The sequence below is a fragment of the Alkalihalobacterium elongatum genome (genome assembly GCF_019024285.1).
GTDB classification, from domain to species: domain Bacteria; phylum Bacillota; class Bacilli; order Bacillales; family Bacillaceae_F; genus Alkalihalobacterium; species Alkalihalobacterium elongatum.
On the sequence record NZ_WMKZ01000032.1, the window covers coordinates 1 to 21,789 of the forward strand.

General features: G+C 37.0%; 26 protein-coding genes. 20 read left to right on the forward strand and 6 right to left on the reverse strand.

Annotated features, from left to right (window positions below; translation table 11 throughout):
* The first annotated feature begins 207 nt into the window (after positions 1-207).
* Complete coding sequence (locus tag GKP30_RS20465) at positions 208-1,269, forward strand: tartrate dehydrogenase (protein ID WP_216831328.1); 1,062 nt, start codon at positions 208-210, stop codon at positions 1,267-1,269.
* Positions 1,270-1,404: 135 nt separating this feature from the next.
* Here the strand turns inward: GKP30_RS20465 and GKP30_RS20470 are convergent, their stop codons facing one another.
* Positions 1,405-2,622, reverse strand: a complete 1,218-nt coding sequence (locus GKP30_RS20470; RefSeq protein WP_216831329.1) for a Zn-dependent hydrolase — start codon at positions 2,620-2,622, stop codon at positions 1,405-1,407.
* The gene (locus GKP30_RS20475; RefSeq protein ID WP_216831330.1) at positions 2,615-3,325 is read right to left on the reverse strand and encodes an L-2-amino-thiazoline-4-carboxylic acid hydrolase; all 711 of its coding nucleotides are present in this window, start codon (positions 3,323-3,325) and stop codon (positions 2,615-2,617) included. Before GKP30_RS20475 ends, GKP30_RS20470 begins: the two co-directional genes overlap by 8 nt.
* A 226-nt stretch (positions 3,326-3,551) precedes the next feature.
* On the opposite strand from GKP30_RS20475, the gene GKP30_RS20480 reads away from it, so the two are divergent.
* From GKP30_RS20480 to GKP30_RS23920, 4 genes are all read left to right on the forward strand, one after another.
* The gene (locus GKP30_RS20480; RefSeq protein ID WP_216831331.1) at positions 3,552-3,743 is read left to right on the forward strand and encodes a hypothetical protein; all 192 of its coding nucleotides are present in this window, start codon (positions 3,552-3,554) and stop codon (positions 3,741-3,743) included.
* Between the two features lie 61 nt (positions 3,744-3,804).
* Entirely contained in the window at positions 3,805-4,359 is a 555-nt protein-coding gene (locus GKP30_RS20485; protein ID WP_216831332.1) for a GNAT family N-acetyltransferase, read from the forward strand.
* 221 nt (positions 4,360-4,580) lie between these two features.
* Complete coding sequence (locus GKP30_RS20490) at positions 4,581-4,874, forward strand: hypothetical protein (RefSeq protein ID WP_216831333.1); 294 nt, start codon at positions 4,581-4,583, stop codon at positions 4,872-4,874.
* A 149-nt stretch (positions 4,875-5,023) separates the two neighbouring features.
* Positions 5,024-5,167, forward strand: coding sequence for a hypothetical protein (locus GKP30_RS23920; RefSeq protein WP_328703194.1), 144 nt, complete (start codon positions 5,024-5,026; stop codon positions 5,165-5,167).
* Positions 5,168-5,243: 76 nt separating this feature from the next.
* On the opposite strand, the gene GKP30_RS23620 is transcribed toward GKP30_RS23920, so the two are convergent.
* Complete coding sequence (locus tag GKP30_RS23620; RefSeq protein WP_236035262.1) at positions 5,244-5,603, reverse strand: peptidoglycan-binding domain-containing protein; 360 nt, start codon at positions 5,601-5,603, stop codon at positions 5,244-5,246.
* 72 nt (positions 5,604-5,675) lie between these two features.
* A complete protein-coding gene (locus GKP30_RS23625) occupies positions 5,676-5,990 on the reverse strand; it encodes a L,D-transpeptidase (protein WP_236035263.1) in 315 nt (104 codons plus the stop codon).
* Between the two features lie 295 nt (positions 5,991-6,285).
* On the opposite strand from GKP30_RS23625, the gene GKP30_RS20505 reads away from it, so the two are divergent.
* The 3 genes from GKP30_RS20505 to wrbA all read left to right on the forward strand — a co-directional run bounded on the left by GKP30_RS20505 (position 6,286) and on the right by wrbA (position 8,136).
* The gene (locus tag GKP30_RS20505) at positions 6,286-6,894 is read left to right on the forward strand and encodes an alpha/beta hydrolase (protein WP_216831334.1); all 609 of its coding nucleotides are present in this window, start codon (positions 6,286-6,288) and stop codon (positions 6,892-6,894) included.
* 97 nt (positions 6,895-6,991) lie between these two features.
* On the forward strand, positions 6,992-7,408 hold the full coding sequence (locus tag GKP30_RS20510; RefSeq protein ID WP_216831335.1) for a DoxX family protein: 417 nt from the start codon (positions 6,992-6,994) through the stop codon (positions 7,406-7,408).
* A gap of 65 nt (positions 7,409-7,473) precedes the next feature.
* On the forward strand, positions 7,474-8,136 hold the full coding sequence (wrbA, locus tag GKP30_RS20515; protein WP_216831336.1) for an NAD(P)H:quinone oxidoreductase: 663 nt from the start codon (positions 7,474-7,476) through the stop codon (positions 8,134-8,136).
* Positions 8,137-8,319: 183 nt separating this feature from the next.
* Here wrbA and GKP30_RS20520 read toward each other — a convergent pair whose 3' ends face one another.
* Together GKP30_RS20520 and GKP30_RS20525 are read right to left on the reverse strand one after the other, a co-directional pair.
* Positions 8,320-8,784, reverse strand: coding sequence for a hypothetical protein (locus tag GKP30_RS20520; protein WP_216831337.1), 465 nt, complete (start codon positions 8,782-8,784; stop codon positions 8,320-8,322).
* A gap of 238 nt (positions 8,785-9,022) precedes the next feature.
* Positions 9,023-9,526, reverse strand: coding sequence for an Lrp/AsnC family transcriptional regulator (locus GKP30_RS20525; RefSeq protein WP_216831338.1), 504 nt, complete (start codon positions 9,524-9,526; stop codon positions 9,023-9,025).
* Positions 9,527-9,725: 199 nt separating this feature from the next.
* On the opposite strand from GKP30_RS20525, the gene GKP30_RS20530 reads away from it, so the two are divergent.
* The 12 genes from GKP30_RS20530 to GKP30_RS20585 all read left to right on the forward strand — a co-directional run bounded on the left by GKP30_RS20530 (position 9,726) and on the right by GKP30_RS20585 (position 21,733).
* Complete coding sequence (locus tag GKP30_RS20530) at positions 9,726-10,658, forward strand: DMT family transporter (protein ID WP_216831339.1); 933 nt, start codon at positions 9,726-9,728, stop codon at positions 10,656-10,658.
* A gap of 175 nt (positions 10,659-10,833) precedes the next feature.
* Positions 10,834-11,292 carry an SAM-dependent methyltransferase gene (locus GKP30_RS20535; RefSeq protein WP_216831340.1) on the forward strand — a complete coding sequence of 153 codons (459 nt, stop codon included), beginning with the start codon at positions 10,834-10,836 and terminating at the stop codon, positions 11,290-11,292.
* Between the two features lie 257 nt (positions 11,293-11,549).
* The gene (locus GKP30_RS20540) at positions 11,550-11,843 is read left to right on the forward strand and encodes an RNA polymerase alpha subunit C-terminal domain-containing protein (protein WP_216831341.1); all 294 of its coding nucleotides are present in this window, start codon (positions 11,550-11,552) and stop codon (positions 11,841-11,843) included.
* Between the two features lie 425 nt (positions 11,844-12,268).
* Positions 12,269-12,523, forward strand: coding sequence for a heterocycloanthracin/sonorensin family bacteriocin (locus GKP30_RS20545; RefSeq protein WP_216831342.1), 255 nt, complete (start codon positions 12,269-12,271; stop codon positions 12,521-12,523).
* A gap of 156 nt (positions 12,524-12,679) precedes the next feature.
* Positions 12,680-14,641 carry a putative thiazole-containing bacteriocin maturation protein gene (locus GKP30_RS20550; RefSeq protein WP_216831343.1) on the forward strand — a complete coding sequence of 654 codons (1,962 nt, stop codon included), beginning with the start codon at positions 12,680-12,682 and terminating at the stop codon, positions 14,639-14,641.
* Entirely contained in the window at positions 14,641-16,581 is a 1,941-nt protein-coding gene (locus GKP30_RS20555; RefSeq protein ID WP_216831344.1) for a TOMM precursor leader peptide-binding protein, read from the forward strand. Before GKP30_RS20550 ends, GKP30_RS20555 begins: the two co-directional genes overlap by 1 nt.
* A gap of 23 nt (positions 16,582-16,604) precedes the next feature.
* Entirely contained in the window at positions 16,605-18,188 is a 1,584-nt protein-coding gene (locus tag GKP30_RS20560) for a SagB family peptide dehydrogenase (protein WP_216831345.1), read from the forward strand.
* 143 nt (positions 18,189-18,331) lie between these two features.
* Positions 18,332-18,478 (forward strand): hypothetical protein, encoded by a 147-nt coding sequence (locus GKP30_RS20565; protein WP_216831346.1) that lies wholly within the window; start codon positions 18,332-18,334, stop codon positions 18,476-18,478.
* Between the two features lie 173 nt (positions 18,479-18,651).
* On the forward strand, positions 18,652-18,861 hold the full coding sequence (locus GKP30_RS20570) for a hypothetical protein (protein WP_216831347.1): 210 nt from the start codon (positions 18,652-18,654) through the stop codon (positions 18,859-18,861).
* A gap of 594 nt (positions 18,862-19,455) precedes the next feature.
* On the forward strand, positions 19,456-19,728 hold the full coding sequence (locus GKP30_RS20575; protein WP_216831348.1) for a hypothetical protein: 273 nt from the start codon (positions 19,456-19,458) through the stop codon (positions 19,726-19,728).
* Positions 19,729-19,744: 16 nt separating this feature from the next.
* Positions 19,745-20,374, forward strand: a complete 630-nt coding sequence (locus GKP30_RS20580; protein WP_216831349.1) for a metal-dependent hydrolase — start codon at positions 19,745-19,747, stop codon at positions 20,372-20,374.
* Between the two features lie 381 nt (positions 20,375-20,755).
* Complete coding sequence (locus GKP30_RS20585) at positions 20,756-21,733, forward strand: tRNA dihydrouridine synthase (protein ID WP_216831350.1); 978 nt, start codon at positions 20,756-20,758, stop codon at positions 21,731-21,733.
* Positions 21,734-21,789: the final 56 nt, after the last annotated feature.

The window sequence follows — 21,789 nt, forward strand, 5'->3', positions numbered from 1 at the left end:
TAGGAGTTTTTTTTATGTCTGTAAATACTATTTTTTGAAAAAATGGAACTATTTTAAAGGCGTGCAACGCCAGTGGGTCTGACCCCCACCACGTTAATGCGTTAACAAAGTGGGGGACAGACCCCTTATATGATGTTAAAATTATTAATGGCGGAATTTTCGTAGATCGAAATAATTCAGCGCAAAATAATGCAGTGGAGGATCCAAATGAAAAAGATAAAATTATCCGTAATACCAGGAGATGGAGTAGGAAAAGAAATTATGCCACATGCTGTAAAGGTGTTGGATACCGTTGCAGAAATTCACGGGGGATTATCGTTTGATAAGGTGACTTACCCTTGGAGCTGTGAATATTACTTAGAGCACGGAAAAATGATGTCTGAAGACGGGTTAGATCAATTAAAAGATAGTGATGCGGTATTCTTAGGGGCAGTAGGTAATCCACAGCTCGTACCAGACCACGTTACCCTTTGGGAACTATTAATTAAAATTAGAAGAGAATTTGAACAGACGCTCAATATTAGACATGCAAAGCAAATTCAAGGAATTCAATCACCGATTACGAATCCAAATAATTTTGATATTATCGTCGTCCGTGAAAATAGTGAAGGCGAATATAGTGAAATCGGAGGGATGATGCACAAAGGACCAGATGAAATTGCTGTCCAAAATGCGGTATTTACTCGAAAAGCAACAGAAAGTGCGATGAGATATGCTTTTGAATTAGCAAAAACAAGAGGGAAACAAGTTACGAGTGCTACAAAATCGAATGGAATCGTCTACTCAATGCCGTTTTGGGACAAGGTGTTCAATGAAGTATCGAAGGACTATCCAGAAATTGAAACAGTTTCCAATCACATTGATGCATTAGCTGCGTTCTTTATCACTCGTCCATCTAGCTTTGATGTCGTTGTCGCAAGTAATTTATTTGGTGATATTTTAACAGATATTAGTGCAGCTATCATGGGCAGTATCGGAATTGCCCCTTCAGTCAATTTAAATGTAAATGGAAAATATCCATCGATGTTCGAGCCTGTTCATGGATCAGCACCTGACATTTATGGAAAAGGTATTGCCAATCCGATCGGACAAATATGGACAGGCAAGATGATGCTTGACCACTTCGGAGAACATGAAATGGCTGAACTCTTGATGAAATCGATAGAAGCAGTCATTGCTGAAGGCATTAAAACGCCTGATCTAGGAGGAACTGCATCAACGGAAGAAGTAGCAGATGAAATTATTCAACAATTAAAAAGGTTTGCTTAATAACGAATTAGAGTGAGATTATGACGGAGAACAGAACTCTCCAGTAATGTCATAAATTAAGAGAAAAGAGGCTGTGTCCAAAAAGTGTTGGATGACAGCCTCCTGTATTATAATTAAAAGTTCAACAGAATGACGTTAAGATTTATCGAGATGGATAAGTGTGCGCAACATCACTTCTGCTCCAGCTTTGACGTCTTCTTTAGCAGTAAACTCTTTTGGATTGTGGCTGATCCCGTCTTTCGACCGAACGAAGATCATACCCACAGGGAAGGCATCTTTAAACTGCATCGCATCATGGCCAGCACCACTTGGTAAAGAAACAACAGGATAATCCAGTTCGGAAATGCTTTGTTGGATGGTTTCTTGGATTTGCTGTGAGCATATAACAGGTGCAACTCTTTGAAGTTCTTCTATCGTTAGGTCAATTTTTCGTTCACTTACGATTGTAGTAGCAAAGTCTCTTATCTCTTTTTCCAGACGACCTCTAACTTGTTCACTTATGTCTCGGAGATCGATTGTAAATTCAACCGAACCAGGTATGACATTAACCCCGCCTGGAGTGAGAGATAATGTACCTACGGTTGCAACAGCGTCTTCGTATTGATTGGCTAATTTTTCGATTTCAGCGATGATCAGGCTTGCAGCAACTAAAGGATCTTTTCGTTGTCCCATCGGAGTTGCTCCAGCGTGCTCTGCTTCACCAGTTAATTTGAACTTTAACCATAGAGGGCCTGCAATCCCCGTTACAATACCAACAGGAGCTTCATTATTTTCTAGAACTTTTCCTTGTTCAATATGGAGCTCCAAATACATTTTCACATCGGTCATTTGGGCAACTTGAATGTTTTCTGGATCGTATCCATATTCGATTAATGCATCTCGAATAGAAAACCCGTCTTTATCTTTTCTCTCCAATGCTTTGCTATTTAAATTTCCAGCTACTGCAAGACTTCCAATCATCCCAAATCCGAATCGTGAGCCTTCCTCGTCCTTAAAGGCAATGACCTTAACAGGATGATCTAATAAAATCTGTTGATCTTGTAGTGATTCCATAACTTCAATCGCAGTCAATACACCTAAGCTACCGTCAAATTTACCGCCATTTGGTACAGTATCGATATGAGAGCCGAGCAGAATAGTAGGTAAATCTTTGTTTCCAGATTTAGATCCAATTAAATTGCCAACAGCATCATAGTACACTTCTAATCCAGCTTGTTGCATATAACGTTTAACGAGTTCGTTGGCTTCATATTCCTCTCGTGTGTAAGAAAAACGGGTGACTCCATTATCGGCAGTTTTACCAATACCTGACAGTTCTTCAATTCGGCTCCAAAGACGTTCAACATTAATCATGCTTCGTATTCTCCTTTAATTTAAAGTTAAAGTGACATACACCTTCTTTTAATATATATTGATCATGTTCCACTTCAAAATTTGGATTATATCCTTTTGCTACAGCGGGATCAATCATCTGGCAATATAAAATACCATATTCGTGCATGTTATCATCTGCCCACTGCTGACCAAAAGGGCATTTTGTAAATGTTTGTTCAATTAATTCTGGTTTAAATAGATTATCAAACTCAAAAAGATCACTACGACCCATATCATAGTTTGATAGATAATTTTCAATCGTATTCGGTTTTCCGAGGTGAGCTGCTCTGTGGGCGATTCCTTTGCCACGTTCTGCACCAAACGTTCGAACACCTTCTTTAATCGCTGCCTTTCCTTCGTCACCAAAAACATCAACAATCGCTTTGGTCACTTGTGCAAATAACTTAGCCATCAAACTATAAATCGTTATATCATTATATTTAGTTTCGCGAATAAAATCCTCTGGGATGTAATCATTTAATACATGATCCTCACCTTCAAGAGACGCTTGTTCAGCGATATCGTGGGCCTCTTTATAACCAAAGCTTTTAAGGCCTTTTTGCAGTAATGTTTTCCCTTCTGAACCAAAAGAGGAATTAACAGATTTCTCTATATGAGTAAACAGTTTGGCTGTAATCCGATAGATAGATAAGGGTGGTAATGGAGTCTTGTTGGTTACCATTAATTCGTCCTCCTTGCTGTAATTATTGCTTTTTATATTATATCTTTATAATTTAAAGCATTCAATTCATATATATATTATAGGATTGAACTTATATATAATTAAGAAGTGAAATAGATCAATCAATAATCATTCATCTATTTAGTAATGGAGTTGGGATGATTTAAAAATAGATCGAGAAGTAGTATGATAAATAAGTAATCTTTTAGACGGGCGGTGAATAGGTTTGTGGATTTTAATAACAATTATTATTGTCATCTGTTTGGTCGGTTTTTTTATGACGATGCAAGTGACGAAAGAAGATGGCTCCAATTACAATAGTGAAAAGTCTGCGAGAAATATGACGTACGTATACATATTAGCACCTGTGTTAGTTTTTATTTTAATCGTTGTTATTTCGTTAACAGGTGGATTTTAAACAGGCGTAGGTTTTGTCCACAGGGGTATGCTTACTAATAAAATTTACTGGAGTGAATGCTATGGTAGATTTGAGTTATAAACCATTTCTTGTCGGTGAAAAAGTGACATTGAGACCTTTTAATGAGGGGGATTTCCCGCTTATTCAGGAGTGTTTAAATGATGAGGAAGTCATTAAGCTGACGGGAAGTACACCTATTCAAGATTGGAAAGATGTTCTTCATTGGTACAAAACAAGAAATGTTCAAACCGATCGACTAGACCTTGCGATTGTAGATAAATCGAGAGACTTATTGGTAGGAGAAGCAGTCGTCAACCTTTATAAAGAACAATACCAAAGTATGAATTTTCGGATTTTGATTGGGCCGAGGGGAAGAAATTGTGGGTTAGGAACTGAGGCAACTCGCCTCATGATCGATTATATTTTTAAATATACCAAACTAAATCAGCTAACCTTAGGTGTCTATGCTTTTAATCCAAGGGCAAAAAGTGTCTATGAAAAGGTCGGTTTTGTGGTTGATAGCGTAGAAAAAAACGCCTTAGAATTTGAAGGAGAATGGATCGACTCTATAAATATGAGATTGACGAGGGATATTTGGATAAAATACCAGGCCTAAACGAACGATTGCAATCGCTCAATTGAAGCGGTCATTCCCTGTACTTACCCTTATAGAACAAAAAAATTTGAACAGGACAAGTCAATTGTGACTTGTCTTTTTTTGCGGTAATAAAGAGCTCTTAACATGATGTAACCTAAGAAGAAATTAACGTCTAATCTAATACTCTATTAAACAGTAAGAAGGTGCTTTACATTAAATTGGAGAGGGGGTTTAAGCACATGTCAAGTCAGTTAGAGGCTATATTGTCCTTTGGTGTAATAGGTTTCGTAGTTTTACTAACGTTTGGATTTAGCTTTTTAAATAATAAATTAAGTTCCGCGAAAATTATAATGTATTCAATAGGAGGAAGTTTCGTTTTATTTATAGTAGCTAGCATATGGTGGGGAATTTTTGCAAGTGATGGGTTGAGCCAAGTTGTTGGATGGACCCTTTATGGGGTTTCTTTCGTTTTAACTAATTTATTAGTAATCGGGGGTTTATATGTAGTAAAGAAAAGAACGAATACTTTATAAACAAAAAGGTGAAAAATATTTACAATTCCCAGCTGATATCCTGAATTTACGGTAAAGGTAGTATTTGAAGATGTAGAGTTAAAACCAGCCGAGGCTTATCTTGACAGGTTCTCTCATGATTAAGCGGGGGACAGAAACAGCGGATTTTTATTGCTAGAGCGATGATTATAGAACCTAGCTTTATTATAGCAGATGAACCAACGTCGATGTTGGATTTGTCGGTTCGGCCAGTATATTGCTATGTGAAAAAGATTGTAGCACTTATTTATATTACACATGAAATGATAAGATGAGTTAGTCAAATTAGAGGTGGGGTCTGAACCGTGGAGTAAGGCTTACCGCAATTGGAGACAGACCCTAAAAACAAAATTATTGTTTCGATAAAGCCCTTTTGGTTTGCGGACCAACTACTCCGTCTACCGTAAGTTTCTTGCTTTTTTGGAAATTGCGAACAGCAGCTTCTGTTGCAGGTCCAAAAATACCATCAATTCCTCGAGTATTATAACCTAAACTTGTAAGCTGACGCTGTAGTTCTTTAACAGGCTCACCCTTACTGCCCCTTCTTAAAATAGTACTGGAATTGGTTGAAACTGGGACAGTACTACTTGCTGTTATTTTATAGCCATTTGCCTTTGCGATTGTATCAAAAGATTGTTTAGACGACGTAATAATTACCGTAGTATTCACTTTAACTTTGTTGAAAAGCCACTGGACTTCATCATTATGCATTCAGACACACCCTAAACTTACATACTTTCCTATAGAATCTGGGTTATTATTACCATGTATAGCATAAGTCGTTCAAGATGTTCCTTTAGCATTCAGTCCAAGCCAACGATTTCCCAATGGATTTCTCGGATCTCCTCCTGGAATATTACCTTTGTAATATGGTCGATTGACAAGTTTATTAACAATTTTAAACTTTCCTTCTGGGGTTAAATTGGCACTCTTACCAGTTGCTACACTAAAAACTTTGTTTAACTTATTCTTTTCGTAATAGGCAAGTTGATTAGTAGATTTATTAATGATGATAAATTGGCCATTTGATGCGGAAGCTGGTGTTGATAAGAGGAAAAGTAAGAAAACAAATAAAGCAAGAGAAATCAGCTTTTTCAACTCATCTCCTTCTCTCCATAGTGTTATATGAACTTAATTTATATTTATGCATGACAGCTTGCTTGAATTCCATCCTGCGAAATTAATAATTGACATAGAAAAGTAAAGTGTTATACAATTATCTCGAATTCAAGATAATTTTCGAGTGATGCTGTGGTTAATAAGGTCTTTAAATTTTTTTGTATTAATATCTCGAATTCAAGATAAATTCAAAAAGAGTTTCGGAAGGCAGAGTTAAACCAGGAAATTATAAAAGGCGTTCAGACAGTAAATTCTATATGAAAGGAGATCAATCATGAAACACATATTTAATAAAGGAACAAACCCAGCTAAACCTACTTTATTGTTGCTTCATGGAACAGGAGGAAATGAATTAGATTTATTACCTCTTACGGCAAGAATAGATGATGAGGCTTCCGTATTAAGTGTAAGAGGTAATGTATTAGAAAATGGAATGCCACGTTTTTTTAGAAGGTTGGCTGAGGGAATATTTGACGAAGCAGACCTCATTTTTCGTACTCATGAATTAAATCAATTTCTTGACGAAGCAGCAGAAGAGTATCATTTTGACCGTAACAATATAATTGCAATTGGATACTCTAATGGAGCAAATATTGCAGCAAGTTTATTATTTCACTATGAAAATGCCTTAAAGGGTGCAATCCTTCATCATCCGATGGTACCTAGAAGGGGAATTCAACTTCCTGATTTATCAGGGAAATCTGTATTTATTGCCGCTGGAACAAATGATCCAATTTGTTCACCTCTGGAGTCTTCTGAATTACAATCGTTATTAGAAAAAGCAAATTCAGAAGTCGAGTTACATTGGGTGGATAGAGGTCATCAATTGACATCAGAAGAGGTAGAGGCAGCAGCGAAATGGTATCACAAAAATTTAAAATAAAACAAAATATAGCAGGTTGATATTATAAATTTATTTACTAAAAATAATTCTACTAATTAAGATAAATATACTAAAAATTATGGAGGACTAAAAGGTTATGTCAAACAAAAATGAAATTGGAGCTTTTTTATTACGAGTAGTATTAGGGGTTGTATTTTTAGCTCATGGTGCTGCAAAATTTCAAGGCGGTATCGAAAATATAGTTGGTTGGTTTGATAGTATTGGGTTACCAGGGGCACTTGCTTATGTTGTGGCGATCATTGAACTAGCTGGTGGTATTGCTTTAATTTTGGGTATTGGTACACGAATCGTATCTGTCTTAATAGGGCTTATCATGGTTGGAGCTATTTTTACAGTAAATTTAGCAGCAGGGTTTTTAGAAGGCTATGCTTTTGATCTTGTATTACTTACAATGGCTGCTTTCATAGTTTTAAATGACAGTAAGCTGTATTCGCTTGGTCAACTAGTGATTAAAAGTAGGAAGAACCAAGATCCGTTTGCAAAAGCAGCTTAATTATCTTGAAATCAAGATATATTAAATTGAAATAACAAAAATAGAATGAGAGTAGGGTTATTCATATGGGGATTTTAGAGAAATTATTTGGAAAGTCAAAGAAGACGACCAATAGCTCAAACGTGAAATTAGCAATCGTTTATTACAGTATGGGTGGAACAAACTATCAATTATCAAGGTGGGCTGAGGAAGGTGCAAAAGAAGTTGGTGCAGAAGTTAAAGTATTAAAAGTACCTGAACTTGCCCCACAATCAGTTACTAATGAAAATAAAAGGTGGAGTGATCACCTAGAAGCAACAAAGGATGTCCCTGAAGTTACATTAGATGATCTTGAATGGGCAGATGCGATTATCTTTAGTGTACCAACACGCTTTGGTAATATGCCAGCTCAACTTAAGCAATTTATAGATACAACAGGTGGTTTATGGTTTCATGGAAAGCTAGTAAATAAAGTTGTCAGTGCAATGACCTCTGCACAAAATCCACATGGTGGTCAAGAAGCAACCCTGTTATCACTGTATACTTCAATGTATCATTGGGGTGCAATCGTCGCTACTCCTGGTTACACAGATCCTGTAATCTTTGAAGCAGGTGGAAATCCTTATGGAACAACTGTTACTGTAGGGCAAGATGGAAAAATGATTGAAGATGTTCAAGCAGCTGTAAATCATCAGGCCAAGCGTACAGTTCAAGTTGCAGAATGGGTGAAAAAAGCAAACCAATTTTAAAGTTAAAGTAAGGCAAATTCTCGTCAATCAAACAAATTTGATTAGTTCTTAAAAGAGATCATATTAGCATTGTTTAGTTAAATCTTGTAAGGTAAAAACGAGCCTGTATTTTTGCGATACTTATCGGTCAAAGATACAGGCTCGATATGTAATAACTGCTTCTATTTTCAGAAATTGATGGACCTACTTTAACGGTAGTTCAGCGATAACATTTGTTCCATCGAGGATTAATAATTTTCCATCGAAGGCATATCGTTCGATTTTCTCTAAGTCCTTAGTGTCTTTGAAATAGTATTCACCATAAAATTCACCTATTCCCTTTGCAGGAATACCACCGTCACCGCCAAAGTTCGAAAATTCCATTTTTTTGTATTTCGTATTCTCCATCATCTTCATATACCGCTCTAATTTTTTACCTGGTACAACGACTACTTCTATGCTGCCATAATGGTATCCAGCGTAATCAAATTTACTCTCAATAGGCGTATTTCCAGTATTCTTTATTTTAAAATCATACCGAAGTGTTTTCTTTGCTTCATTAATCGTAAGATAAACATCGTCAATAACTAAGTGGTTTTGATGCGAAAACCCCGTTAAAAGAAGAAAAGAAATGCCTACTACAATCATTTTTAACACTAAGCTTTTCATCAATTAACATCCTTTCTTGATTATTTTCGTATCCTTGTTTTTTTATCCCGTTTCTTCTTCACCTAGAACTAACCAAGCCTTGGTCAGGAAATAGTTTAAAAGTAAACAGCACAACCTATGAGGTTAGAGAAACTTATAATTTTAGCATTCCATATAAGTTGATATTTACTCTAAGGTAATACAGTAGAATTGTAAAAATTGAGCTAAGAGCATTCAGCAACAGCTTTAAGTCTAGTTCTTAACTGTCATCTTCTGTCTCTTCATTATCATGCGAGATAGGTAATACAGTCGAATATTTGATTTCTCTTAGCCCTAAGCTGGTTTGGATTTTCGTGATCCCCAGCTTATTTAACTTTCTAATAAAATTTTGCAAGTCTTTTCGGTCTTTATTCGCAACCTTTAAAAGATAATCATACTCTCCTGTTAAGCAGTGACATTCTAAAACCTCGGGCATTTGGCGAAATGCCTCTTCTAAAATATCAAGCTTTTCAGCATGGTGAATATTTGAACTTATAAAAACAAAGCACAGTAAATCAAAACCTAATTTCTCTGGATTTAAGATTGCGACTTGGCGACTGATATATCCTTCACTTTCTAACCGTTTTATTCTTGTGTGGACGGCTGGTGAAGATAAATTAACTTGTCTAGCAATTTCTGCATTGCTGACATGTGCATGCTTTTGCAGAATGTCTAAAATTTGAATATCGATTTTATCGAGAACTTTACTCACGATGGATTCCATAAAAAATCCTCCTTTAAATTATTCTAATATTACCCATTTTTTAAGAGTGAATCAGAAGATAATAAACAAATAATCTATAAAACTTTAAATTATTTTAAATAAATCCTATTATACAAAATATTATTTTGTAAATAAACTACAAATGTTAAAGTTATTAATATATTAAGAGACGAAATGACTTTATGTGGGGGAGTTTGAGATGCGATATTTCTATTTTGGATTATTACTTTTGACGAGCTTTTTGTGGGCGGGCAATTTCATCGTAGGAAAATGGCTTGTCGGGCATGCTTCTCCAATGACGTTAACAATGCTACGATGGGCTATTGCTGTCTTATGTTTACTTCCTATTGTATGGAAAGTTGAGAAAAAGCTTTTACCTTCCCGAAAGGCAGTACTACCTTTAGCATTAATGGGGCTGACAGGAGTTGTGTTATTTAATGTCTTACAGTTTATGGCGTTAGAGCACACGTCTGCGACAAATGTAGGGTTAATCTCTACATTAATTGCCTTATCCATCGCCTTTTTTTCTTTCATCTTTCTTAAAGAAAAACTATCTTCTTTTCAGGTGGCAGCGATGTTCATTTCGCTCTTTGGTGTATTGCTTGTATTAACAAATGGTAATAGTCAATTATTATTTTCTTTTCAATTTAATCTAGGTGATGTATTTATGATCGGAGCCGTTTGTATATGGGGTGTTTATGTTGTCCTTAGTAAGTGGGCCATGAATTACATATCACCAATGATGGCTACATTGTACTCTGGGATTTTCGGTCTACTAATCTTATTTCCGTTTAACCTTTCAGATTTTACTGTGACTAATATAAATGCGACCTTCGTTTATTCGATATTATATACGGGTGCCATCTCAACCGTGGTGTGCATCGTATTATGGAATATCGGGGTGAAAAAATTAGGAGCAACGACAGCTGGTCTTTTTCTTAATTTTAACCCTGTATTTACAGTCATTTTAGCCTTTCTTATATTAGGTGAAAGAATGACGTTAATACAAATCCTTGGCAGTGTCATTGTGATTTCGGGTTGTTTCTTATTTACATATTTTAAAGAGAAGGGCTATTCTTTGAGAAAACTAGTTCAACATACGATACAACGAAAAGTGGAACGGGTTGGTTAGATTTTGAAACACTTAATTAAACAATAATTGAAGTTCTTCCAAGAAATAAATCTAACAAGAGGAATTAATGGATTTATTATCAAAAGGGATAATCTATGATGTGCTCATAATGACACAAAATACTATAGCCAGTTTTAAAGCACATAATCACTTATCTTAGAAATGAGGTAATTAAATGATTGAACTAAAGCCAATTGCTATTGCTTATAATAAAAGGCATGAAATAGAAGATGACTACTGGGGAGAGGTAGAAAGTAAGATTGTCTTGGATCGTTCTCTTCCCGAGGAAGCATTCAGCGAAATTGAATCTTTTTCACATCTAGAAATTATTTTTTATTTTCATAAGGTAGAAAAAAACAAAATAGTGACAGGTGCAAGACATCCGAGAAATGATAAAAGTCTTCCTAAGGTTGGGATTTTTGGCCAACGTGGAAAAAATCGACCCAATCAATTAGGTCTTACAACGGTGAAGGTCATTAGAAGAGAGGGAAGAGAGTTAACTGTGGCAGGTCTGGATTGTATTAACGAAACACCAATTTTAGACATAAAGCCAGTGATGCAAGAATTTCTTCCAAAAGATCCAATTATCCAACCTAAATGGACACATGAAATCATGAAGAAATATTGGGGTTAAAAATTAATTAGAAGAATGCCTTGTTTATAATTTGCCAGCTATCGTACAACAATACAGTAATATAAATATTAGATTTAAAAAGGCAAGTCGGATACTATGTAAATGAATAAGAACATCACTTAAATGGCTAGGTGGTGTTCTTATTTATGATTAAAGGATTGTTGAATTGGGACTTACATATTTTTTCTAGATTGTATAACCGATATACAAAATATAAAATGTTAAAATGATTACAAAATTTGATAGGAGGGACTATTTTGACAGCAGAAAAAAGTTTTAGGGTCTGCGAAAAAGGACATAAGTATTACAAAAGTAGTGACTGTCCAAGTTGCCCTACTTGTGATAAAGAAAATAAACTTGTAAGTGGTTTCCTATCGAAACTAAGTTCACCTGCCAGAAATGCCTTAGTTCACGAAGGGATTGATACTTTGCAAAAACTCTCAATGTATACTGAAAAAGAAATTTTAAAAATTCATGGTATCGGACCAGCTTCCTTACCGATTATGAGAACTTCATTAGAAGAAGCTAGTTTATCATTTAAAGTAAAATAATGTGTATCAAACAATTGCAACATTGATTGTGGAAATAATGTATTTAAAGCTACGGGTAGCAATCCTTTAATAAGCGGGGATTGCTTTTTATTATTGATGTAATAAGCAGTAATGTGGAAAGAAAAATCGTTTTCATTTGTTAGCACTTATTAATTACAAATTAGTAGATTGTCCCAAAAGGGCATTGGAGTTAACACTTCATGGTGTTAACTCTTTTTTATTTTCCACAGAACAGAATAGACGAGACCGTCAATGAGATTTAGGCACTGACATCAGTAACAATCACCTAAAAGGAATCATATTTTGTTGAAGAGAGTACACAGAATGTCAGATGGTTTTAAATTCAAAACGGATTTATAGTTTCTTTCAACTCTCTCGTCAGGTAACGGATTAACGTGAAAAATAAATACAAAGGAGAAGAAATAATGAATAATTTTCAAAATCAATTGCAAAATTTAGGAATGGATCAATATCAAGTTGGTGAGTTAATTCCTATGGATAGTGAAAATGCACGCCAACTTGGTGCGTTTGGGGGCGGAGGGTTCCATCGTTGTGGTGGCTTCCATCGTTGTGGCGGTTTTAGTTGCTTCGGTTGTTTCGGTTGCTTTAGTTGTTTTAATTGCTTTAATTGCTTTAACTGCTTTAGATGTCATAACTGTCACCGCTGTTATGGAAGTTAAACGTTTTTTTCATAAATTTAGTTACTAAATGGAAAAAAAAATGTCCCTGCATCATTTATCGCAGGGGCATTACCTTTTTTAGTTAATCATAAGGGACAAATAAAACTACATAAAATGGTAGTGCCTAATTTGGTTTGATGATTAAGGAGGAGCTGAATGACAAAACTTAACGCTTCCACACGTCTGAAGGTAAAAAAAGATACATTTTATATACCAGATCAAGAAGGTGGTGTGTATTTTAGAAATAACGAAAGCTCATTCCGTCTAAAAGGGAGTACCATCTATCAGTGGATTGAAACACTGATGCCGATGTTTAATGGGGAAAAAACATTGGGAGATTTGACCAAGGGACTAACGGAACCGTATAAGAAGAGAGTATATGAGATTGGAGAAACGTTGTACGCGAACGGCTTTGTACGAGATATAAGTCAGGATCGACCACACCAATTAAATCTTACGGTTCTTAAAAAGTACGCTTCACAAATTGAATTTATCGAGAATTTCGTTAACTCTGGTGCTTACCACTTTCAAGAATACCGTCAGGCTAAAATTCTGGCTGTGGGAGCTGGTCCGATTTTAGTTTCATTGGTTGGTGCATTACTCGAATCAGGACTACCTAAATTTCATTTTATATCAACTAAATCGATACCTACAAACCTAACCAGGATCCAAGAAATGGTGCAGAATGCCCGAAAAGATGATTCCGAGGTTGAGGTGAAGCAGATCCCTTTTGAAAAAGACGAGTATAGAAGTGATTGGAAAGAAGTAGTGCAACCTTATGATGGGGTTTTATATGTTTCGCAGGATGGAAATGTAAATGAAATAAGGAGTCTTAACCTCGTTTGCAAAGAGGAAAGGAAGGTATTTCTACCTGCCATATGTTTAGACCAAGTAGGGCTGGCTGGTCCAATTGTTCATCAAGAATCAGATGGATGCTGGGAGTCGGCATGGCGTCGCCTTCATCAATCTACCATTCAAGAAGGTCATCAGCCTGCCAATTTCTCTTCAACAGCTGGATCAATTTTGGCAAATGTCATTGTATTTGAATTTTTCAAGAAGGCTGTAGGAATTGCAGGTTTAACTCAAAATAACCAAATTTACTCACTTGATCTTGAAACATTGGAAGGGAACTGGTTATCATACATCACTTACCCGTTGGTTACGTCTAGTCATTTAACGCCGAGGCTGATTGAAGACCTTGATTTAAGGATTAAAAATGAAGTGAACAGAAATACTTCACCTAGTACCCTATTGGAATATTTTAGTCGTTTAACTTCCGAAGAGGTAGGGATTTTTCATTTATGGGAGGAACGGGATTTGCCACAGCTCCCTTTGGCACAGTGTTATGTTCAAGCCGTTAACCCGATGAGTGACGGTCCAGCAACACTTTTATCAGAAGCTATTTGTGCTGGTCTTACACATGAACAAGCAAAGAGAAATGCTGGGCTGACGGGCATTGAAATGTATGTGTCACAATTGATTAATTCACAAGAAAAGCGATATAAAAATCTGAATGATCAGATGGACTCGATGATACTGGAAGGTTCTATCGGCATCGGTGCAGGACAAACAATAGAAGAGGCTTTATGTCGAGGACTGCAAAACTATTTAGATGAAAAGTTGAGAGAAAGAAAGGTTGATCAACCTAACTTGCTCCTTAAACTGCAGCTAGAATCAATAGAAGATCAGCAATGCAGATACTATTTAGATGCGTTGACTACCTTAAATGGTCCACCAGAAATCGATTTAAGAGAGGATATTCTTGGCTTCCCAGTCATACGGATCAAGTCAAAAGATCAATGGTATACAAGGGTAGGTTTAAATAGAACGTTGGCATTACGCCATGCGTTAGAACAAGCACTTTTAGAAACTCCAAACGAGGTGAATGCGCTGGTAAGGCATGAAATGGTGCCTGGCGATTTTGAAGATAAAAAGAAATCCAAACTCAAAATTCCTTCTTGTGATGGAATGACGCAATTAGAGCTCTTACAATCTTCCATTCAGGTCTTAAAACAAGTCAGTAAACGTTTAGTTATTTATGATCTATCGTTCGAACCTTTTTTAAAGCAGGAACTAGCAGGGGTGTTTGGTGTAAAGGTTCGAGAGGAGGAATATTAATGTCAGCCCTAATTCTAATAGATGGAAGTGGTTTATTAGCTGAAACTGTCTATCATCAATTGTCTGGAATCTATCACATAGAGCGACAAAGTATATTAGAAGACCTTCCGGATGAAACCGAATTAGCACTGGTGCTCCACGATTCCTGGCATCCATCTGTTCATGAAAAAGCGGAAGAAAGATTCAGGGAGGCAGGTGTTCCATGGCTTCGGGGTTTCATTTCGTTTGGCGAGGGAATCATTGGTCCATTCGTACGCCCAGATACTTCTGGATGTTCTAGTTGTGCTGATATGCGACGTATGATAGCGGGACCTGATCGTCAAGAAATGTGGGAGTTTCAAAGGAGAATGCCAGCAGAAGAAGGGGGACTGCAAGACGCTTGGGCAACTCGAATCGGACTGTCACAAATGGCAGGTTTGATAAGTAATGAAGTACAAAAGATACTTCAAGGTGAAACTAGTAACTTAGAAGAGAACGTGTACATTACCAATCTGAGAACGTTATCGAATTCACGTCACTTTTTCTTGCCAAACCCATCATGCCCGATGTGTAGTTCATTACCTAATGATACATCAGAATTAGCTCAAATACGGTTAAAATCTAGTCCTAAAATCAATGGTGGCGGTTATCGTACCCGTTCGATAGATGAATTAAAAACAGTAATGGTCAAAGATTACCTTGATTATCGTACTGGGCTGATGAATGGGAAAATGCAAGATATCAAGCTGCCTTTTGCCGATGTTTTAGTGAACATGCCGCTATTTGGAGGAGATGAGGGGGTAGCAGGGAGGTCTAATTCTTATGAAATGAGTGAGCTGACTGCCATTTTGGAAGGTTTGGAACGGTACTGCGGAATTGAAGCTCGAGGCAAAAGAACAGTCGTTCGTGATTGTTATCAACAATTAGAAAAGATCGCAATCAATCCGACAAGTGTTGGTGTACATGAAACAGTTCAATATGAAAAGCCTAATTTTCCTTTTAAACCATTTACACCTGATACTCCAATGAATTGGGTCTGGGGTTACTCATTCTTACAAGAACGTTCGATTTTGGTCCCAGAGTTACTGGCCTACTATAGTTTGGGCTGCGGGGATGGCTTTGTATATGAAACATCAAACGGATGTGCATTAGGGGGAACCTTAGAAGAAGCCATTTTCCATGCCATTATGGAGGTTGTCGAGCGAGATTCGTTTTTGATCACCTGGTATGCCAGTCTCCCCCTCCCGCAGCTTGATCTTCGTTCGGCTAATGATATCGAATTACAGCTGATGGTCGACCGTATTACTGAAGTTACGGGTTATGACCTTTATTTTTACAATTCGACGATGGAACATGGGATTCCAAGTGTTTGGGCAGTGGCAAAAAACAGAAAATCCAAGGGCGTACACATTATTTGTGCAGCAGGTGCTAACCCTGATCCGATTAAGGCTGTAAAAAGTTCGATTTACGAGCTGGCAGGAATGATGTTTAGGGATGACGAAAAATTGGAGAAAAACCGCCAGAAATATGAAAGGATGCTTCATGACCCGTTTGCGGTACGGACGATGGAGGATCATGGTATGCTATACGGTCTAAAAGAAGCAGAGGAACGATTGAATTTTTTACTGGATGGTCAACGTCCTTTACGTACGTTTGCTGAGGAATTTAAGGAGCCGCCGGCATATCCTGATTTAAAAGATGATCTTCAGGATATCCTTCAAAGGTTCCGCCGTTTAAACCTAGATGTTATTGTAGTTGACCAAAGCTCGTCTGTAACTAAACGGAACGGATTACACTGTGTAAAAGTATTGATTCCAGGGATGTTGCCAATGACATTCGGCCATCACCTCACCCGTGTAAAAGGGTTGGAGAGGGTACTCAAGGTACCTATGCAACTAGGTTATGAGAAAAAACCGTTATTGTATGAACAGCTGAATCCATTTCCCCATCCATTCCCATAGTGGAAGAGAAGGAGGACAAAGAGTTGGAGCTAGAAACATTTCTATATCAACTGCATTTTGAAACGGATAAAATCTTTCCGCCCAATTGGGAGGTAGATTGGGGAGATGCGCCACTTCCTTATAAATTGTACAAAGGTTTACCAACGACCCCTCTTTCTGCAGAAGTACCCTTAACACTCAAGCAGAAAGAAGATGGTCAAAATCCTAGTCTTAAAGAGCTTGGTCATTTTTTATGGTATGTATACGGTATAACTCAATACTCTCAATCTACTGTAATGGACGGAACCAAGGAGGGAAATGCTAGATTTACGCAGTCTTTACGAAGATTTGTCCCTTCTGGAGGAGCGTTGTATCCAAATGAAATATATGTTTATATAAAACTGGATAACGTACCCGAAGGAATTTACCATTATGATGCCGCGCACCATCGTCTTGTTTTGTTACGAGAAGGAAATTACGATACCTACTTATCTAGAAGTCTTGAAAACGGTCTTCCTACATCCGATTGTTTTTGCATCGCTTTTGTCTCAACTGTTTTTTGGAAAAATTTTTATAAATACAATAATTTTTCCTACAGACTCCAAGGTTTAGATGCTGGTGTGGTAATTGGGCAATCATTAGAAGTGGCCCATCGGATGGGGTTCTCTACACGGGTATGTTATCAATTTCTTGATCGGTCTATTAATCATTTACTTGGGTTATCCGAACAGGAGGAAAGTGTATATGCCGTTATCCCATTAAGTATGAAACCATCCATTACTTGTATCGACAACGTTCAAAAAAGCGGAGAAATGGTTGTTGCATCTGAGTTGTGCAAGGAAATTCCCGTGTTACATCATGTATCCTATAATCGTTCAAAGAACGTCATTGATTATCCGGTGCTGAGAAAACTGAATGAAGTCTCGATGTTTGAAACAACGAAGTCTTTTGTGAAAATAAAGAAAAATAATTGTGAGAAACTCACCTTAGATAGGGAAATGGTCTTTCTGCCAGTTACAAAATCCTTATCGTACGATCTCGCAGATGTTTGCAGAGATCGTTATTCTCCTGATATCGATTTTAAATTAGGAGAAGTGAGCCAAACGCAGTTAGCTACTTTGTTAAAAGAGACATTTTCTTTTTCGTATTACAATGACCTTGACGATACACAGGGACAGGTTAAGACTCGTGTTTCTTTATATGGCAGTTTTTATAATGTAGAGGGAATTCCAAATGGTGCTTATTCTTATGACAGTGGCACTCATGCACTTCGGAGAATAACTAATGGGGATTACCGGGAGTTTTTACAATCTGGATTAACGCTGCCCAATGTCAATTTGTATCAAGTTCCACTCTGTTTGCATCTGGTTGGAGAAAAGGATCATCTCAAAGAGACATTAGGGTATAGAGGATACCGTATTCAACAGATGGAAGCGGGCATTCTTGTGCAACGGCTGCTGTTGGTGTCGTGTGCATTAGGGATGGGCGGCCATCCGTTGTTAGGATTTGATGCAAACCAATGTGATGAACTTTACAGAATCGATTCGAAAGGAAAAACAAGCTTGATCCAAATTCCCGTAGGACCATACCGTTCACGCGACTGGTTAAGAGGGAGATTACTTAGCTAGGTGAAGCAAGGGTAACGCACTATTTTTCATATAAGAATGGATATTTTTAGAATAGGATTTCATGGTATTGAACGTGAGCAAAATTATTAAAAATCGGAAAACGCCTCCTTTATGCAGTGAACAAACTATGCATTAGAGGAGGTGTGATTGAACAGATTCATTTATACGTAGTTGACGATTCTGCGCAAAAAGAGTCTTCACTTTTAAATGGCTTTGTGAAGAATGTACATAAGCAAACGAAGCAGTACAACGATTATTTCATGCAATTCCTAAAAAGAACAGGTAGTTAGAACATGCTACGACAGATTGAAATCACGTAGTACCTGTTCAAATTAACGATCTGTTTAATTATGTGCTAGCTCATGTTATAATGAGAAACTTAGGATAATTACGACTTTTGCTCATAATTGATCGGATGCTAAGATAAGCCTCCGCCTAGAGAAAAATACAGAGGTGTAAGAGAATGAATAAACGATGGACAATCGGTAAAATTAAAGCGTTTGTTGAGAACAATTCGGAAAGTAAGTTGCTAACGACGGAATATCTGGGTTTTTCTCAAAAGTTACTATTTAAATGTGCATGTGGTAGCAATTTTGAAAAAACATTTACAAAATTTAAAAATAATAATCAACGTAAATGTGACGTATGCCAACCACCAAAAGCGTCACGCTAAACGTATACCGAATAAACGAAGTGCTAGCTTCTATCTAAATAGAAGTTGGCGCTATTTTTTTATAGGTGTAAGCTAACAGCGAGCGAACCTCTAACAATAGTTTTGCAATTATATATTATGATTCGCCAATTTGTTGAAAAAAATGATTGGGAATTTAAAATTTAAATTAGCCAACAATCCGAAATATGGTTTAATGTTTTTGTCAGCCCATCCATCGCTTGTGCGACGAATGTAGGTAAAGTATATTTACGAGCAGGAAACCCATTAGCAATTAATTATGCGGAGTGGTTAATGTTTATCAAGTATCTCGTGCCATCATTGAAATATTGGCTGTTTGATCGAGCAGAGCTAGAGCTAAAACACCTAGAAAAAGTAAATGATCAAATTTAGGATGAACTAGTAAAGAACTCAGATAACTTATTAAAAAAAAGTGGGCTCTTGTCAAAAATTATATATCTTCTTGCTAGCAATTAATAAATTTAGTAGAATGATTGTTCTATATATTTATATACTGGTATAATTTAAATATAGACGAATGTATGATCGTATAAAATATTAGGATAACCCAAATTACAAAAGGGAGGACTGTTTATATTGATATCTCTCATGTGTGGAACATGTGCCATTGAAGAAGAAATATCCGTCGAGCAAAGAAAAGACTTGTCTAAAAGATTAAGACCGAACAAAATACATCAATGTCCAAGTTGTAGCTTCTATTTTGGCATGTTTAACTATCAACCTCGTAGAGCTAAAGAAGTAGATCGTTTAATGGACCTTGAAGAGGAAGAGCAAATCGTAGAAGAAGAAAATGAAGTGATTGAAGAAAAGAAGCCAAAAATCATTCAGGAACAAATTAGTTTGTTTTAATGGAAAGGGAAGTTCAATGAAAGGATCAACTCATTTAGTAGTCGGTGTAGCACTAGGGGGAGCCTTTGCTTACATCGGTAAATATGAACTGGTTGAGACGATAGGAATTGTCACAACTTGTGCAATAGCATCCATTATCCCTGATATGGATACGAATAGTAAGATTACAAGAAAACTCACGATCCCAGTTAAGCTGGTCTATGCCTTTTTAGGTATTGTTGGATTAATGATTACTGGATATGGCTATTGGCTATTGGACGGAACAGAAAAAATATTAGGAATGGTTATTGGATGTAGTTTAATCGTATTACCACAACTGATTATTAAGCCTAAATCCATGCTCATACTCACTGGTTTAGGTACATTAGTGGTTGGCATCTTACTATCTCACCTTTGGATTATGGGCCTCGCGATCTATATGATTATATCAGCCTTTGCGCCTCACCGTGGCATCACTCATAGCATCTGGGGATTTGCCTTTTTTGGCTGGATTTTATATGAATTGCAAGCCTTTGTGGGGATGGAGATGTTGATGGCAGCAGGGTTAATCGGGTATGCTTCGCATTTAATTTGTGATATGAAATGGCTCCCTGCCAATCGCAAAGGGATTAAGCTTTTTCAACCGTTTATTAAATTAGAGTTTTAAATTTAACAATGAGCAGAAAGGAAGATAATTCACTGGAATTACGTGAACACTACAAAAAAAGTTTGTATAAAAATTTAAGCTATTCTTTGTAAACTTACATATATGTTAGCAAGTACACAATAAGTAATACGATCAACAATAGTGGGTCGTTTATTTGTTTTTGGAAATCACATATGCTGATTTTAGAGCTTATCAAAGCTATAATTCACAAGTGTTATTGTTGACCATAATCTCAGGCACCCAACAAACAGTTGCAACAAATTCGATCAGTTTGATAAAAAGTGCTTAAGCATGGTATAAGTGTTAAAGAAGCAGGGACATTTTTTATCTTGGGATAGAGGTTTGGCCTGGTATCCCATAATGAGAGGATTGAATTTTAATATGATAGATAATTTTTGGCGTGATTTACCACGACCTTTTTTTATACTGGCACCAATGGAAGATGTGACGGATGTTGTTTTTCGCCATGTAGTAAGCGCGGCAGCCAGACCTGATGTTTTTTTTACTGAGTTTGCAAACAGTGAGAGTTATTGTCACCCAGAGGGAAACAAGAGTGTACGCGGGCGTTTGACTTTTACAGAGGATGAACAACCAATTGTAGCCCATATATGGGGGGATAAGCCTGAATATTTTCGGCAAATGAGCATTGGTATGGCGAAACTAGGGTTTAGAGGTTTGGATATCAATATGGGTTGTCCAGTACCTAATGTGGCACGGCATGGAAAGGGAAGTGGCCTTATCCGACGTCCAGAAGTTGCAGCAGATTTAATACAAGCAGCAAAAGCAGGAGGATTGCCAGTAAGTGTAAAGACAAGGCTTGGTTACACGGAAGTAGACGAATGGCAGGGCTGGCTAACACACATTTTGGAACAAAACATTGTAAATCTTTCCATCCACCTGCGTACAAGGAAGGAAATGAGCGAAGTCGATGCTCATTGGGAGCTGATCCCAGAGATTAAAAAACTTCGTGACCATGTGGCACCAGATACACTTTTGACAATCAATGGGGATATTCCTGACCGTCAAACTGGGTTGAAGCTCGCCAGCCAATATGGTGTTGATGGGGTTATGATTGGCCGTGGTATTTTCAGTAATCCATTCGCCTTTGAAAAAGAGCCGAGAGATCATAGCAGTAAGGAATTACTTGATCTTTTGCGATTGCATCTTGATCTCCATGATAAATATTCAGAATTAGGACTACGTCCGTTCAAAGCTCTTCATCGCTTTTTTAAGATATATGTCAAGGGATTTCGAGGGGCGAGTGTTTTAAGAAATCAATTAATGAACACAAATTCAACAGATGATGTGCGTGAATTACTTGACAACTTTCAATCAAAGAATTCTGCTGGAATGGAGTAACAATAGAAGTACCTCAATTCAAGGTGAAAATAGGACGTCATCCTGGTGTGAGGCGG